We start from the raw sequence: 15961 nt of genomic DNA, 5'->3' as shown, positions 1-15961 counted from the left end.
TGTAAATGATTTGTGCCGATACTTTGTTGTTTAATTGAATAATAGTTAAACCGCTATCTACCCCATTGAACATTGATAATGATACTAGTTATCATTTGCATAATATTTTATTTAAGATGTAAATCCCCTATGAAATTGTTTAAATTGTCTGCGCTGACACTGGCTTGTGCTACCTCATCGTCTTTTGTAAATGCGACTCAAGTCGACACTGATATAGAAAAAATCAGTGTATATAGCCGTCAAAACCAAGTGGTGATGAATTCAGGCCTTGCCACTAAATCGGATATGTCTTTAATGGAAACACCAGCGGCCGTCGTGGTGGTTGATAGTGACACACTCAATGCTCAAGTGATCACTAACTTACAGGATGTGGTACGCAATATTAGTGGTGTAACCCAAGCAGGTAATAACTATGGCATTGGGGATAACTTAGTGATCCGTGGTTTAGGTGCCAATTACACCTACGATGGCATGTATGGTGGTGCGGGCCTCGGTAATACTTTTAACCCAACGCGTTCTATGACCAATGTTGAATTTGTTGAGGTATTAAAAGGCCCTGCAACAGGGCTGTATGGTATGGGTAGCGCGGGTGGTGTTATCAACTTGATTGAGAAGAAACCGCAGTTTAACGCGGCGCACTCTGTTACTGCTGAAGTCGGCCAATGGGATACTTACGCATTTGAAGTCGACTCAACCAATGCACTAACCGAACAACTTGCCTATCGCGTACTGGTTAAATCAGCACGCAGCGATGGCTATCGCGATTTAAGCAATGACCGAGATGAAGCCTATGTGAGCTTTAAATATGTACTTAACGACGGTCATGATGTGATGCTTTCAACGGCATATATCAACGACGGTATTGCCGTTGACTCAATCGGCCACCCAATTCGTATTTTCAACTCAGCTTCTGTCGATGGTAAAAGCGCAGGAGAAGTGACGTGGCAAGATCTCATTAACGATCCAAACGGCGCGGGCTTGCAGCTCAGCGATGCACAACGTCAACAGTTAGCGGACTCTCTCGCCAGTAATGATGGTTTAACGCCTTATACCTTTGGTCATAATGGCATTATTTCCCCCATGGCAAAAGACAATGAAGGTGAAGAGCTGCGCATTAAGCTAACTCATAATATTGATATTACTGACAACTTATACTTCAACCACCAGCTACAATATCGCGACTATGACTCCGGATTTGCGCGCCAAACTGGTGCCTACAACTATGTATATTGGAATCGTCGAGGCACGATTAACGCAGACCCTCGTGCACCACTCGTAATTGATGGTGAGCTATACCCGTTTGCTGCTCGTCGCCAAGAGTACCGCAAAGTGGAGGCTAACGAGCGTTCATGGCAGTACTTTGCCGACTTGCGTTACGACTTTACCTTCAACGACATCGATAACGAATTTTTAGTCAACGCCAACTACGAAGACCGAGAAATTCGTTTTAAACAGTTCTCTATCTATGATGCCGACAAAGTCATAAAGAACTCAGACGGAGACGTGATTTATCAAGGCTCATTGCCATACATTTTAGATATACGTACCCCTAACTGGGCTGCGGGTACTTTTGAAGATCATGATCCCTTAAATACCAGCAACTACAACAAAACCGTCAGTGCGTGGGGTGTGGGTGCTCAGCACGTTGCCTATTTTGACTTTGGTTTAACAACGCGAATTGGTGCCGCATATAACGAAATAGAGCAGAGCTATGAGCACTTAGGTGTGGATGCACGTTACAGAGCAAGCGCTGCCCAGCCCATTCCTGAACAAGATACTACAGATAATGGCCTGACCTATAACTTTGGTGTGACTTATATGCCTACTGACAACCTTTCTGTATTTGCCAACCATTCAAAGGGACGTACCGCATACAGTGTGTTGGGTTCAATTTTAGGAGATGAAAGCGATAGAGAAGACTCAGAGTCTGTGAGTAATGATATTGGTGTACGTTTAAAAGCATTTGATGACCAGTTAGTTGCGTCATTGGTGGTGTTTGAATCGAGTCGCACGAATTTACGCTACAATAACCCTGACTTTGATGAAGATACCTCACCTGCTGGCACACCGCGTTATTTTTACAACGGGAAAGAGCAAACCAAAGGGGTTGAGTTAGATCTAAACGCCTTCTTAAATAAGCAATGGAAAGTCAACGTGAATGCCGTGTACCAAGATGCGCGCGATAAAAAAGACCCTACCAGAGACTCGTTCGATACACGTCAAAAAGGCGTGCCTTATGTCACGGTTGGTAGTTGGGTAACCCATTCAAGCTATGCCTTTACGCAAGATACACCTGTGGATATTAGCTTGGGTATGCAGTATGTGGATGAAAGAAGCACTCAGTCAACCTCATTTGGTATTCCTGATGGCTATGTACCGGGCTACACGGTATTTGATGCAGCAATCTCATACAACACCCAACACTGGGGTGTTCAGTTAAAAGTAAACAACTTATTTGATAAGTCGTACTACAGCAAAGCCATGTTCTTAGGTGGTATGCCCGGTGACGAGCGTAACGTGGTGTTGCGCGCAAACTATAACTTCTAAAACATATTAGGGGCACACATTTGTGTGCTCCTTGCTCTGCCATCCTCTAGCCCCACATCTATGAGTTTCCTTCACTCGCAACAGCCAAACACGCATAATTTCCTTCGTTTAATTTTCTAATTGTCAAAGCTCAGGTACACTCGAATGACACGCTTTTGCCTTAGGGCATTTTGAAAGAATAGATAGGAGGCCTTATGCCTGGATTGCCCGCAGCTAGGATCACCGATATGCATGTTTGCTCTATGGTGACTGGCGTTGTTCCTCACGTGGGAGGCCCAATTTCGGGACCATCCGTTCCCAATGTTTTAATTGGTGGCATGCCTGCCGCTGTGGTTGGCGATTTGGCGGTCTGTGTTGGACCACCAGACTCTATCGTAAAAGGCAGCACCAGTGTTTTAATCAGTGGCAGACCCGCTGTCAGAATGGGTGATACCACCAGCCACGGCGGCACCATCATACTTGGAATGCCCAACGTGTTGATAGGCTAATACCAATTCGCAATAACACCTCAAAATAGACCACTTAGTTAAGCGAATTGGTATACAACCTTTCGCCCAGACAGAACCTATTCGGGTTTATGGTTTATATCCAGCTAACACTTGATAGCGGCGGCTCAACTGCTCTAACGACATCGCTAATGCTTGCAGTGCATTCCGCTCTGATTGACCCGATGCATTCAAGCGAGTCATAGCCGGACGTCTTGGGCTTGTTCTGTGTGTCGAGTCAAGCTGGGCAAGCCACTTTTGCGTAGGATAAAGTACGTCTCGTTGTAAGATTTCAATACGCTTGGCTATTAACCGCAAACACGCCGGGATCTGCTCACATTTTTTAGGCTTTAATAATGCACTCTTATTTGCATTAAAATACTTGTAATACATACCAATACCGCTATCTATCGATTTTGTGATCTCATGTCTTCGGCCAAATTTCACCCAAGTGAGCTTTTTCCATTGCGCCGTATTAACAGGGGTACTCTCAAGTGTATTTAAGTCCCGAGATAATGAACTCTTGCCCAATAACGTCTTATTCAAGATATTAAAGTCCAGCGTACGCAATTCCATTTCTAACTTTTTCAGTTGTGAAAGGTAATCAAGCTGCTGATTGCTTTGCTGTTTCAGTGTTTTTTTATTAAACAACTCAACTTGATCTAATACACTCACCCCTTGCTTGACCTGCGTGTTGACTGTGTTGAGTTTGCTTTTGTTAAACAGCTCCACTTGGTCCAACACACTCACGCCACGCTTTTCTTGCGTTTGCGTCTGCTTAAGGGTAGTCGGATTAAACCTCGTCACTTCATCGAGTACACCAAGCCCGCGCTTTTCAACGGTTGTGACGGACTTTAGCGTGCTTTTGTTATACAGCTCGATATCATCCAGCAGGCCGTGTCCACGCTTTTCTTTGGTCAATACCGATTTTAATGACGAAGAGTCAAACTCGCGCACTTCTTCTAGTAAAGATTTTGGTTTAGACAGCTCCACCTTACTGAGCAGTGATGGATCAAAATTTTGTACTTGCTGTAAAAATGGCGCAGGCCCGACTTCGTTGGCTTTGACCTTTAAGTCTTTTAAGCGAATTTTTCTCGATTCTATATACTCTTGGGCGCGCTCTTTGAGCGATTCAAATTCGCTTAAGTGCTCATTACAGTAGTCGAGCCATACAGCCATATCTGTGTTATCCCGTACTGTGGCAAATAAGGTCGAGTCCGTGGCATTAACAATCAAATATGCAGCAATTAAAGGATCTTTGAGTAAGTTGTCATCTAGGTAGGGGTGGTGCTTGTTGATCTGCAATAAATGCTTGTTGATTTTGCGGGTGTAATAATACTCTTTGGCCAATACCGCAATTTTTTGCACATAAAAGGCCGTTAATGTCAGAATTTTAGTGACATTAACGGGCAATGCAATCGTTGAAGCAACCGCAAAACTATTTTCGAGCGCTTTTACCAATTGCTTGCCTGCTTCCGCCATTGCCAACAGAAATTGATTGTTTGCAAACGTCGTCAGTGCCGTTCTGAGCTGGTAGGTTTTATTTGCCAAGGTAATCGTTTTGCTGTCTTTGAAACGTTGCTGGCATGCTTTTGCTGCCAATTTGAAAGCCTCTGTATATTCCTTCACTGACTGAGCAGCGGCAACAATCGCATTAATACCGGGCAAAAGTGCAATACAGATCTCTGCGATGAGGCTCACCAGCAAGGCACGAATGCTCACCCAACACTCTTTTACAAACAGCATAAAATCTTGTGCAATGCCTTTGAGAAAATCGATAATGGTTTGCGCCACATCTTTCATCCAGCCATAACTTTTCGACACAGGCGTTGCCATAACATTGCCCACTTTAACTTGATTGGCAATGGCGTTTGCTATGCGATGAACGTTAGAGGACTCTTTACGTTGCTCTTCATCATAGTTAGATTGAACTTGGCGGTCTTTTTCCTGTTTTTCTCGATTAGATTGAGTGATGTCTTTTTTGGCTTGTTTCACCATCTCTTTGAGATCGTCTTTATACAAGAACTTAGCTCGGCTACCGTATAAAATGCGCACACAATCTCGTTTTGCTTCTTTAGCCAATAGCAAAGAAAAGTCGTCTACGTCTTGATCTTGTTTCTCAGGAAAAAGGAAGTTGTGTAAGCGCTCAACAGGAAAGTTATTTTCTGCTAGATTGCGCATACTTGAGCGCCACCCGTCTAACTTTAAGTACTTTTCCTCTTTACTTACTTGCCATAAAAAATAAGCACTTTTTAACTCTCTAAAATTTTCCGGTGTCGCGGATCGGCAATAAGTAGACACCTTATCGTCTACTTTTCGCAACAATCCACCTCTAGGGGCCCATCTAATACTCGTGTCTGTACGCCATGTGTTCAGAATATGACTGGTCGCAAAAGGCATGAAAGCTCCCGCTCAATGATAGCTACTATTGTTCAATCATAGACAATAATATTGCAGCATTGATAGCATGGCCAACCATATTTTCAGGCGGAAGCACAACTGGCAGCTCCGGCGCAACGATAGACCCTGTTCCAGACCAAAAAACCGCATACGCGAGCCAGCCAAAAGCATTGTCTAAACCCACTCTCTCAGCGAGCTGTTGAGCGCGGATACGCAAAGTTTCACTCGGCGATTGCAACCAAGACTCCACACAACCGAGCGCTTTACGCTCATCATCGTTAGTGCAACCCGCTTTTTGCAAAACTTGTACACCCCAACGAATTGCGACCATCACCGGCAAGCCATGGGCTATCAACTGAATAGCATCACGCTCAAGATCTGCTTTGAGCAACTGAGCGACGGCCTCTTTGGGTGCCCACGTAGGGTGCAAGATCGCACTAGCCTGTTCGGATGGCTTGTACCGACCAACAATAGTGGCAATGGATGTCTGCTTTAGTTGTACAACAATTTGCTCATTAATTCGGGTCATTAAATCAATACACTCAGTTAATTTTCACTAACGCACCGGTGATCTCCGCCATCGCGGCACCACTGAGTTTAGCCATCGCGGTAGACGTAACTTGCGCGCCTGCTGTGCCTTCTAGCTTGGCGATTGCGGTAGATTTTACATTAGCACCGGCAGTCCCTTCGAGATTCGCTTGCGCCGTTGCTTTTAAATCCAAATTAGCCGTGGCACTTATCTTCGTTGAAGCTTGGCTTGAGGTCGTTAAATTCATTGCCGATATCTTAGTATCTTGGGTCGATTTTAACTCTATTTTCGAGCCTTCAATCTTAACACCTGAGCTTGAAATAGTAATTTTATTGCTGCCGACTTTAAGCTCAATTTCCGTGTCGCCTTCTAGAGAAATTTTGTCTGCCTTAAGACTATAGTTTTTGCTGACGGTAACCGTTTGAGACTCTTCAACGGTGGTCGTTTGATTCTTTTTAATCGTCACGCTGTCATCGGCATTCACTAAGCTAGTCGCATTATTGGCGACTGTCACCGATAAATCTTTGCCCGACGTAATAGAAAGCAGCTCCTCACCTTTTTTATCGTCAAAACAGATCTCATGTGCCGTGTCATCCGCAAACCCCGTTTTAATGCTCGATTGGGTTGCATCTTTTTGCGGATATAAGGGCTTGGTATTGCTGTTATATACACTGCCTATCACGATTGGTTGATCGATATCGCCATTGATAAAATCAACTATGACCTCATCACCAATACGGGGAATAAACTGCATCCCAGCCTTAGCCCCTGCGGTTTGCTGCATCACACGTAAATAACAGCTGGTGGACTTTTCATCCGTCGTATCCCAGTAAAAGTGCACCTTGATACGACCATCAGTATCTTGGTTGATCTCCCCTTTACTATCAAACGAGCCGCTCTCAGTGACAACCACGGCTGAAGTAATCCCTCTCGATACTGGCTTAATAGGGTGAGGTGGCGTCAAAGGCAGTGAATCGCCTCTACATCGTGCGATACATTGATAGCTAGCCCCTTGATTGGCTTGCTGTACATTAATGCGATGGGTGAGCGCCAGAACGTTGTAATCGCCTTCAAATTGACTATTGATATGATTGGCAACGGATAACTTGCTGCCAACCAAAATAATGTTAGCATCGGTTTCCAACTCGATGTCACCACTTTTACCCTGCTCCGCGTTATTTAGCTGAGTCGCCAACGTGCTGACATCGCTAAAATCATTACTATCACTACTCAACGCAACATGTTCAAAGTTATTGCTAGTCACCGTCGTCACATTGCTGCCGGACACCTGTGCTTTTGCAGATTCGACTTTTGCTTTTGTATAGTTGTAGCCCGACAAAGATAAGGACTTTTTCACTAACTTTTGCTGCACTTCAAAGCGCTTTAACAACAAGTTTTTTGCCGTTTTGACCTGAGCATGATCAAACTTTGCTTTTGAGTTACTGTCAAAGGGTGCACTGGCACTTTGTACTTGCAAAGTATGTTTGCCACTTGATTGAGTAAAAAAGAAAATCACCCCAGATTGAGCCATTAATCGTTGCACAAATTCTAAGTCGGTTTCATCGTACTGCGTACAATATTCCAGCTTAGTGCTGGGCATAGTGCCAAACTTGTACATGCCCTTAAAACCGGCATTATCGAAAATATCCGACAATATATCTTTAACCGACTGGGTTTGATAAATGCGATAGGTTCGATTAAAACCAAGCAACCATAGCCAAGCGCGGAGTGTAAGTTTAAAGCGACGTACCGTTTCTGCGTGACTATCCAACTCTGTGATTTCAGTCACATAAGCTTGGTATTCCAAGAGGTTATTTGGCCTGCCAGCCACATCCTGATACCAATTCACTGTCAGTGTTTCACCAAGCGAATCAGCAATGTCGTCACCATCTGTGATGAGTTCCACCTGCGCCCAAACGCCTTTGTCTACCTCATCACTGATATTGCAATAGTTTAGGCGGTAAGTTTTGCCACTGGTCGTTTTCGCAACTAAGTAGCTCACTTCACCTGCAATATAAGTTTCCATTAGTACACCTTTTCGAAGTCGTTAGCGCTCATTGCAGCACCGTGTCTGGCACTTTCAATTGAGAAAAGAAACTTGGGTTCAATAAGCTTGCCTCATCCGACGCCCCCGCAATGGAAAAGGCAATTGATGCACCTTGTTTGTTAGCGACCTTCACCACTTCGGGGTTAGAAGCGACTTGGTAGCGCTCAACTAAGCGCATGGGGGCCCAAACACCATCAAGCTTTACGCTTGATTTTTGATTGTTTAAATCGGTCAGCTCGATTTCCAAAGGTTGCTCACTAAAGCTAGTAGGCCAAGCAAACACTGTTTCAACTCGAGGGCCATGGGTATAAGTTAGTTTGCTATCACCCACTTTGAATACAAAAGCACTCAACGAGGCAGACATGGACTGCGGCGCAATCACGATATTGAGCTTCAAGTTACCATCTAGCCCATACAGTTCTTGTTGTAACTTTTCATACGTGGATAAAAACGTCGTAACATCGGGCGAAATAGACAAATTCGCTCGGTTGCCAAAGACCGGAAAAGTGAGAACCCCATTGACCGACACGAATTTCTTTAGCACTTGCGCTTCAAATAGACTAATCGTGCTATTTGGCGCAAAGAAAGCCGCTAACGCACTGAGTTTCAAGTCCTCTCCTGAGGTGCTAAATGGATAGTACGCAGCCACATTTTTCGTGTACGGTTGCACTATGTCGTTCAACCACTTTTGCTGCAAATAATCAGATACTTTACTGTTTACGTGTGCCGCGCTTTCGCGTAACACTAAGTCGACTAACGCCGCCATTAAAGGTTCGTCGTATCGAGTTAGCCATAGTCCTGAAAAATCTTTGAAATTATTAGCGTCTTGTAATTGTTCAAAATAAGTTAAACCCGGGATCACTTCACTATCAACTTGTGTTTTCCAATCTTTGAGCGCTTTGAGTTCAGCCACAAACGCCTGATATTCCTGCGACAGTGTTTCTTGTTTTTGCACTAGAATAGGACTTGTTGAGAACGCTTGGCGAATTTTGCCCGCAATTTCATTAAACTCTTTTGCCTGAGCAATTTCCAACTGCTGCTGTTTATTGAAACTTTTATCCGCTTTGTCTATAAGTTGCTGTGCTTTTTTTGCCTTAGTCGCCAACTTTGCAGGGGCGTTTGCAGCAATGCTTGTGGTACTTTCAAAGCTGGGCACCGCCACACCTTGCAAATTAACATAAGCGCGCAATGTGGTATATAACTGTAATAATGGTGATTTTTCACTTTCTGTCAGCTCTGACAAAAGCACATCTAAAGACAAATCCGATGCCAAGTGAATGCCCGAGTAATATTGTCGCCAAAAGCTGATGTAATCGTTGATATAACTGAATTTGATATAATTACCTATTCGTGTCAGCTCTCGACTCGATGGCTCAGTTTGAAACAATCCGTGATTATCACGCACTAGTTGCTGCATAAACTCAGAATCAGGTAAAAATGACAATTTTTGCAGCGCTTTGGGGGTAAATAGCTCTGGCACTAAAAAGCGCGTGTTTGCTTGGTTTACCTCAAACAAGCTGACATGATCATTATGCTTGGTAAGTAAGGTCGGTCTAATGTCGGTAAGTTTGGCAAACTCGGGAAGTTGCTTCACATACTCATACATCAACTGATTTGTATCTTGTAAAGCAAGCTGGCTATCAACCAATGCAAGCAGCTCTTCATTAGTGTCAATCTTGTCGTAGCCTAAAAAATACAAATCATCGATAAAGCTCAGCATCATCTGTGTTTGCGACTCACTCAGTACGCCACTTTGACTCAGTGATGCTGCTAAGTGATTTTTAACAATTGTTCTATCTTCTCCTTTGGCAAAGGATAAATAAATGTCTTTTACGTTGATCACATTTAAATAGTCTTCGAGCTCCAAATATATAAATAGCTCTTGCTCTAAGTATTTGCTGATAGTGGGCTCAAGTGTAATCGCTAATTGTTGTTGATAAAGCGCAAGGTAATGCTCGTCACGCTCTATAGACGCTAGAAATGGCAAAACGTACCAAGGCTGCGCCGTTTTATTATCATTAAACCTGTTGTAGCCTGATTGCAGCAAAGTAAGCGGTTCAATTAAAGAGCTTGGCTCATCAAAGCTGAGCACTTCTTTGTTGAGTATATATTTATAGTCTTGATGTAGTTTGCTGAATTCTTGATGCAGTGACTGGTTGTAAATATACGCTTGCCAGCCAATCCAAGTCGCACTCAGTATGGCACTCGCAGCAGTCCCTATCATCAGCAGCTGCCTAAAGCTATGCCGCCATATTTTCCACTTGTTTACCGGCGCCAAATGGGCCAACGGCAGCACTTGGTTAGCAAATGTTTTGGTAATTTCAGCTTTGGGTTTTAAGGTTGTTTCAGCCACCACGGGTAATAAGGATTGATTCACTTCAATGAGCGCATGGGCTGTCGCTAAGTTCACACGCTGCTCAGCGCTTTCTGACTCAACTAAATGGAAACTCTCAATTTTATAGGGTAAAGCTTGGCCGTTAAAATCAGCCAGTTCATCAATAAAGTTTTCAACCGCTAACTTTAAGTATTGAAGCTGAATAGGGCCAAGTAGCTGCTTTCGCTTAAACTCATCATCTAATTGAAGTGACACTTGCTGTAAATTGTGAGCAAAAAGCTTTTTGAATAAGTCATCATATGCTTGATTGAGCGATTGCGATGACTGCAGCCCATGCTCGTCAAAATAAATGGACAAGTCGGCCAACTCAACCCGCTCATTGAGGCTTTCAGCCATGCCATCCAGTTTGTTAATACCGCACAGAAACAAGTGTGCAGGTACAGGGTAGCCACTGCGCAGGTATATAGATTCGAGCCTTGCTTTAAAATCTGCAATAAATTCTTGTTTCGCTTTTTGAGAGCGTTGAATAACACTGAACGCATCACTCAGAAGTAGCACCCCATTTAACGGCTGTTTGCCACGAATGAAGCTCAACCAAGCTAAAAAGTGCTGTTGCTCGTCAACCTGACCTTGTACATGCCAGATCAATGCTCCTTGCACATGATATACGCCAATATTAGCAGGCATACCATTTAATTTAACTCGATTAAATTGCGCAAATGAATCCCCTGTGTTGCCTTCAGAAATCACCAAATACCAAGCATTTTTATAAACGTTGCTGCTTAACTTCAACTTTTTCGCAATCCGCTTGTAAAGCGTTGAATACTGTCTAAAAAAGTTCCTTCGCTGGTATTTTCTTGTCACAAAACGGTTAATACTTGGCACGTAAATCACTAATAACCCAATGACGACTGCAAAGGCGCTCATCCAGTACCAGTGTGGAGCAAGCTCTAAGAACATGCTGAGCACAGCCATTACAATGGCTATGATTATGATAGATGCGCCAATCCACAAGCGAGCTAAAGGGGTTTTCACTGATACTCCTTGATATACGCAGAGACATTACAGATTTCGGCCAAGTAATGGCTGACTTCTTTGGCTTGAGCATAACCGGTAGCAAGATAGCCCACATATTGATTTACGCCAGACTCTTTAATGACGATAGGATAACGCGCGTTATTACAGCGCTGCTGTAGACGTTCCGCGCGAGTCAGGTTTTGAAAAGCCCCAACTTGTACTAAGTATTGTGTCGGCGCATTATTGAGCGTTGCAGTTGCTTCACTCGTTTCAACCTGACTATGTTCGGCCTGACTGGGTTCGACAGATGCAGAAGTCGACGTCTTAATTTCCTCACTGGCTATCTGCGTCGCAGCACTGGGGGTTTTACCACCTTCAGGCACTCCCTCATAGCTGTACTGCTGATCATAAAAACCTGCATTTTCTATAAACATTTTTTTGGGCTGCAACTGGCGAATATGCTCATAGGTATCATCCGCCATATTGAGGTACTCTTGATTTTGCAGCTCATAAATATCACCAAAATATTTATTGTAAATCACTAAGCCCACTATCATTAGCACCATAAATACAAGCCAAAAGCTCACCGGTGAAAAGCCAGTAAACAAGCCGAAACGTCGGCTTGAGTTACTCGCGTTATGCACGGTTTGGTCTGTATTGGCGACTAACTTAAATGCATTGAGTTCACTCAATGCAAAACTGATATCCGCCGTCAGCTTCTTTAGTTCGGCAACGCGGCCATTGTGGTATTTTCCTTTAAAGCCTAACTGCAAGATTAAGTAGCAAATTTTCAAAAGGGCTAAGTGTTTTTTCGGAAATTCCATCAGCTGAGAGACTAAACTAAAGAACGTATCGCCACTGTTTCGAATACCAAACAGTTGACTTACCAAGGTTTTATTTTGCCATTGTGTGGTATCCAAATGGCAACCATAGCTGATCCGTTCATCAAAAAACGCAGCCCAAACAAAGCAAAGTTTATCGAGCAAGGCAGGAGAAATGGCGCGTTCACGCCCTCGCTGCTTTATGCTTTTTAGTTCTGTGATCAAATTTGCCCTGAAACTTTCAAGTGTGGCTGCATCCTCCAACGAAGAAACAGCTTCCACCATAGCCAGCAAAGGTAAGCTCAGTTGCAATAGCGCTTCCTCTTGCCAACTAAACTCCGTTAGCAAGTCTTTTAATGCGGCGTTCTTCTCATCAACGAGCGAGAACTGATTAACCGTAAAACTAGCAACACTCATACTTAACTAATCAAAAATAATTTAACGTCATCGACATGAATTCGCGCATCGATGTGCAAAGCCAGCATTTCTTTGTTCTCAACTATCTTCACCCAAAGTGGATCCTCTAAATCAATTTGAAAGTATTCAGTTGACGCTTGTTCTTTTAATTCAGGTGGCGCATAAGGTAGTGCACTCACACGCACGCCTGGCGTGGCATTTTTGATGCAATTAATAATGCTCTTGTTGCCAGCCAGCTTAAAACCAGTCGTAAACAGCTCCTTGGCAAGGTTTTGCGGGCTTGTCACTGAGATAACAATGCGTTGGGCTTGACTGATGTCGGTCTGTTTTACTTTCACTAATAACATGCGACGACTATCAAACAGAGATTTATCCCACGTGTACTCAATTACATTTTGTTGTTGCGTGATAGATAACTTGTCTTTAATGCGGGCAATAACCGTGTGAAACTTTTCATACAAACTTTCAAAGGTCAAAGGCGTCCAAGGAGTGCGTACTTCAAAGTCAATACTCAGTAAAGCGGCCTCAAATTGCTTGAGCTCATGATAAAAACGTCCCAGCTTGTAGTGTTGTGTTTGCTGTGTTGCTTCAAGCCAAGGTAACCAATGATATATCACCGTAAGTAATTGCTGTTCACGATACCACGCGCTGTTACTTTGTGTATCAACCACCGACTTTAACCGTGTAAGTAACTGATTCACTTTGGCGTTGGCAAGCGTTTCCAACTCTTTTACTCGCTCTAGTAAAATACTTGCAGCACCAATACTTAAGCAATCAGGAATGAAGGCTCTATCTATGATCACCGCACCATTGCCGTCCACTTCAAGTACTTTGCCGACAGCCAGTTTGACAAAGCCATCTAGGTTTTCTTGCTCAAGTTTCAAAGCAACGTTCAATCTCGCTGTTTCAACTTCTAACTCAGCCGCTTCATTATTAGTAAAATCAAATACTTTACTAAATTGCGTTGTATACCGAGAACTAGAAGCGCCATTATCAAAGCTGTTTTTACCTGACAACAATGCGGGCACGACTAAATAAACCATCTGATCGATGGTGCCCTCAGGAATTTGCAAGGCCACTTCCTGATCAAGCTTAAAATACTGACCGTCAGGCAATATTCCTTCACATGAAACAAGCGAAAACTGCCCCAGCTTTAACAGCCCCTCATTGATGCTCAATTGCGCTAAGCCACAATGCGGTGCAAACTCACTGGTCGTCAGCGCACTATATTGTTGTGTCACATTTTCTAAATGCGACTCCATTTGCTGAAAGTGCTGAGGGTATAAAAAAGCGCCCTCTCGCCAAACTATCTTGTTACTCAACGCTAAGCTCCCCCACCAAATATACTATCCATCCAACTCTGTTGTGGGATCACTGAAAACTTGACTGAAGTGCCTTGGATCCCGAGCCATATCACAGTGCTTTCAGAGACATCTTCTGGCACTTCGATCACAGCTTTTGCAGCACCTTTTTGGTAATCAGTAAACTCAACTAATACAGCTAAATAACGGACACCTGGTAATAACTTGATCACTTTCTGATCGTTACTGCTGGGCATCACAGGGTATAGCCGCTGCATTTCAATTAATTGCTCAGCCAAAATTTGTGTATCTGACCGAAACAAATCTATAAAACCCGATTGCGAAAAACGCTCTGAATTCGTTAATTGATATAACCTGACCGCCACCGGGTTCGCCTCATCATTCGCCCAGTTGAGCTTATCATTGGCCTCTAACTGCAACTGTATTGGTAACGAGTAGCGCTGTAATGGATCTGCACTAGAGCAGCCATACATAAACCAAGCCATTAATAAAACAACGATTACTTTTGCATACATTCGATTAATAGCGCTTTAAATTGACGTTTAAAGTGCCCTTCGTTCATTTTTCTTGTGTAATAATTTTTGTATGCCGCCCAATGTTTTGTGTTGAACCTAGACGGCGCACCAACCATGTCTTCTATCAGCTGTGGGTCAAACTCTTTTAAAAACTCATCCATGACTTGGTCTAGCATCATCAACATTTGTTTTTGCTGCTGCCAAGGGCTGCGAGATGCCTCGAGTAATTTATCTAACTTTCGCTCAATTGCCGCTTGATCTAGACTCGCACTTGCTTCACTTGGCGGCCCTACTTGAGTTTGAGTATACTCTACAAACTCAGCTTGCTCTGGCGTTGACTTCTGTGTGTTTATCTCGTCAAGTTCTGTTTCAAGATCCGCAAAAATATTGCTCGCATCAAACTCCACTTCTTCTATTACATCAAAAAATGCGTCTTCTTGAGTTTGCGAAGAAGATGCAACTTGGTCTTGCTCCGATTGGTTAGAAAGCAGCAAGGTATACCCAAACAGGACGATAATGTCACCATCTGATAGAGCCATTGAGGAGTGTGTGATCTGCCCCCTGCCATTGACACTTACGCCTTCCACTTCTGTATATAAACGCACTTGCCCAGTGCTCTCATCTTGTTCAATGCGCGCATAGACATCATGCTGCTGCGTTTCCTGCTCAGCATGAGGCAGTATCAAGTCACATTCGATAGACGCACCTAAAACCACACCAGCTTTTGAAACCGTTGCCATTCTTGACAGCAGTCGGACATCTTCGGGGCACTCTGTCACTTGCAACATAGCTGCATTCATTTATACATTCCTATCATCGGCAACAATACAATTCGAGGCGGCAGTATTAAAGGCCTCAAGAAAGGTCGGACGCTCTTTTAAGAACACCTTTGAAAACAATACACCTAACTCAATTGTGCCATACTCACGCCGTGAAAAATTTGTGTGCTGCAACTTAAATTTCGCTAATTCATGTTCAAACTCATGCTCATCCATCAAGATGGCATCAACCTCATGGCCCAATAGCAACTTCAATAAGGCGCTGCTATTTCTTGGCTTCATTTGCACGTTATAAGCCTTACGCTTGATATCAAACCATTCATCGGAACCAAATTTAGCCGATACTTTATATTTCTTATACAAAGGGTTGCTATCACTGAGCTCCATTTCAGCACCGGAAAAATACCAGTACAAGTGTTTTTTTTCCATGGGGATCGACAAAGTACCGTAGCGTTTTCTAGCCACACTTTGTGCGACTGCAAAAATGGCATCTAATTTCCCCGTACGCAGTTTTAATTCCGCCTCTACCCAGCTATTAAACTCAGCACGATACGGCGTTTCCATACGACTAAACGCACATTGAACTTGGCGGATCACATTGCCTTTAACCGATTCATTTTCAACATAATGGTAAGGAAAAGCATTATGCGTGGCCAACTGCACCACTTCTTTTGCCATGCCTAACGTTGAAGTTAAACCGAGGCCCAGTATCAGGCCTCTCACTAATTTGATAGTTCGCATCATTTC

Annotated in this window: 11 protein-coding genes; 2 read left to right on the top strand and 9 right to left on the bottom strand. The window is 43.5% G+C overall.

From position 1 onward, the window contains the following. Window positions 1–129: 129 nt before the first annotated feature. Both ACW689_RS08000 and ACW689_RS07995 read left to right on the top strand, forming a co-directional pair. On the top strand, window positions 130–2547 hold the full coding sequence (locus ACW689_RS08000) for a TonB-dependent receptor (RefSeq protein WP_476290117.1): 2418 nt from the start codon (window positions 130–132) through the stop codon (window positions 2545–2547). Window positions 2548–2741: 194 nt separating this feature from the next. After that, complete coding sequence (locus tag ACW689_RS07995; protein ID WP_476290115.1) at window positions 2742–3035, top strand: PAAR domain-containing protein; 294 nt, start codon at window positions 2742–2744, stop codon at window positions 3033–3035. 87 nt (window positions 3036–3122) lie between these two features. Here ACW689_RS07995 and ACW689_RS07990 read toward each other — a convergent pair whose 3' ends face one another. Genes ACW689_RS07990 through ACW689_RS07950 form a run of 9 tightly spaced genes read right to left on the bottom strand, consistent with a single transcriptional unit; the run spans window position 3123 to window position 15958 of the window. Beyond that, window positions 3123–5432 carry a hypothetical protein gene (locus tag ACW689_RS07990; protein WP_476290113.1) on the bottom strand — a complete coding sequence of 770 codons (2310 nt, stop codon included), beginning with the start codon at window positions 5430–5432 and terminating at the stop codon, window positions 3123–3125. A gap of 25 nt (window positions 5433–5457) precedes the next feature. Beyond that, a complete protein-coding gene (locus tag ACW689_RS07985) occupies window positions 5458–5961 on the bottom strand; it encodes a DUF6931 family protein (RefSeq protein ID WP_476290111.1) in 504 nt (167 codons plus the stop codon). Window positions 5962–5974: 13 nt separating this feature from the next. Further along, window positions 5975–7987 (bottom strand): type VI secretion system Vgr family protein, encoded by a 2013-nt coding sequence (locus ACW689_RS07980; RefSeq protein WP_476290109.1) that lies wholly within the window; start codon window positions 7985–7987, stop codon window positions 5975–5977. 28 nt (window positions 7988–8015) lie between these two features. After that, window positions 8016–11378: an ImcF-related family protein gene (locus ACW689_RS07975; RefSeq protein ID WP_476290107.1), complete on the bottom strand. Its 3363-nt coding sequence runs from the start codon at window positions 11376–11378 to the stop codon at window positions 8016–8018. Further along, window positions 11375–12598, bottom strand: coding sequence for a type IVB secretion system protein IcmH/DotU (gene icmH / locus ACW689_RS07970; protein ID WP_476290105.1), 1224 nt, complete (start codon window positions 12596–12598; stop codon window positions 11375–11377). Before icmH ends, ACW689_RS07975 begins: the two co-directional genes overlap by 4 nt. A 2-nt stretch (window positions 12599–12600) precedes the next feature. Then, a complete protein-coding gene (tssK, locus tag ACW689_RS07965; protein WP_476290103.1) occupies window positions 12601–13920 on the bottom strand; it encodes a type VI secretion system baseplate subunit TssK in 1320 nt (439 codons plus the stop codon). Between the two features lie 2 nt (window positions 13921–13922). After that, a complete protein-coding gene (gene tssJ / locus ACW689_RS07960) occupies window positions 13923–14435 on the bottom strand; it encodes a type VI secretion system lipoprotein TssJ (RefSeq protein WP_476290101.1) in 513 nt (170 codons plus the stop codon). Beyond that, a complete protein-coding gene (locus ACW689_RS07955; protein ID WP_476290099.1) occupies window positions 14420–15235 on the bottom strand; it encodes an FHA domain-containing protein in 816 nt (271 codons plus the stop codon). Before ACW689_RS07955 ends, tssJ begins: the two co-directional genes overlap by 16 nt. Continuing rightward, window positions 15236–15958, bottom strand: a complete 723-nt coding sequence (locus ACW689_RS07950; RefSeq protein ID WP_476290097.1) for a hypothetical protein — start codon at window positions 15956–15958, stop codon at window positions 15236–15238. Window positions 15959–15961 lie beyond the last annotated feature (3 nt).

Source organism: Pseudoalteromonas sp. ABE4_541, assembly GCF_056312285.1.
The sequence above is the reverse complement of the archived record's forward strand: the minus strand, read 5'-3'. Positions and strand labels throughout refer to the sequence as shown.

Bases quoted from the DNA above. Each gene is read 5' to 3' on its own strand.
- ACW689_RS08000 (WP_476290117.1), top strand. From the start codon at position 130: ATGAAATTGTTTAAATTGTCTGCGCTGACACTGGCTTGTGCTACCTCA.
- ACW689_RS07995 (WP_476290115.1), top strand. From the start codon at position 2,742: ATGCCTGGATTGCCCGCAGCTAGGATCACCGATATGCATGTTTGCTCT.
- ACW689_RS07990 (WP_476290113.1), bottom strand. From the start codon at position 5,432: ATGCCTTTTGCGACCAGTCATATTCTGAACACATGGCGTACAGACACG.
- ACW689_RS07985 (WP_476290111.1), bottom strand. From the start codon at position 5,961: ATGACCCGAATTAATGAGCAAATTGTTGTACAACTAAAGCAGACATCC.
- ACW689_RS07980 (WP_476290109.1), bottom strand. From the start codon at position 7,987: ATGGAAACTTATATTGCAGGTGAAGTGAGCTACTTAGTTGCGAAAACG.
- icmH (WP_476290105.1), bottom strand. From the start codon at position 12,598: ATGAGTGTTGCTAGTTTTACGGTTAATCAGTTCTCGCTCGTTGATGAG.
- tssJ (WP_476290101.1), bottom strand. From the start codon at position 14,435: ATGTATGCAAAAGTAATCGTTGTTTTATTAATGGCTTGGTTTATGTAT.
- ACW689_RS07955 (WP_476290099.1), bottom strand. From the start codon at position 15,235: ATGAATGCAGCTATGTTGCAAGTGACAGAGTGCCCCGAAGATGTCCGA.
- ACW689_RS07950 (WP_476290097.1), bottom strand. From the start codon at position 15,958: ATGATGCGAACTATCAAATTAGTGAGAGGCCTGATACTGGGCCTCGGT.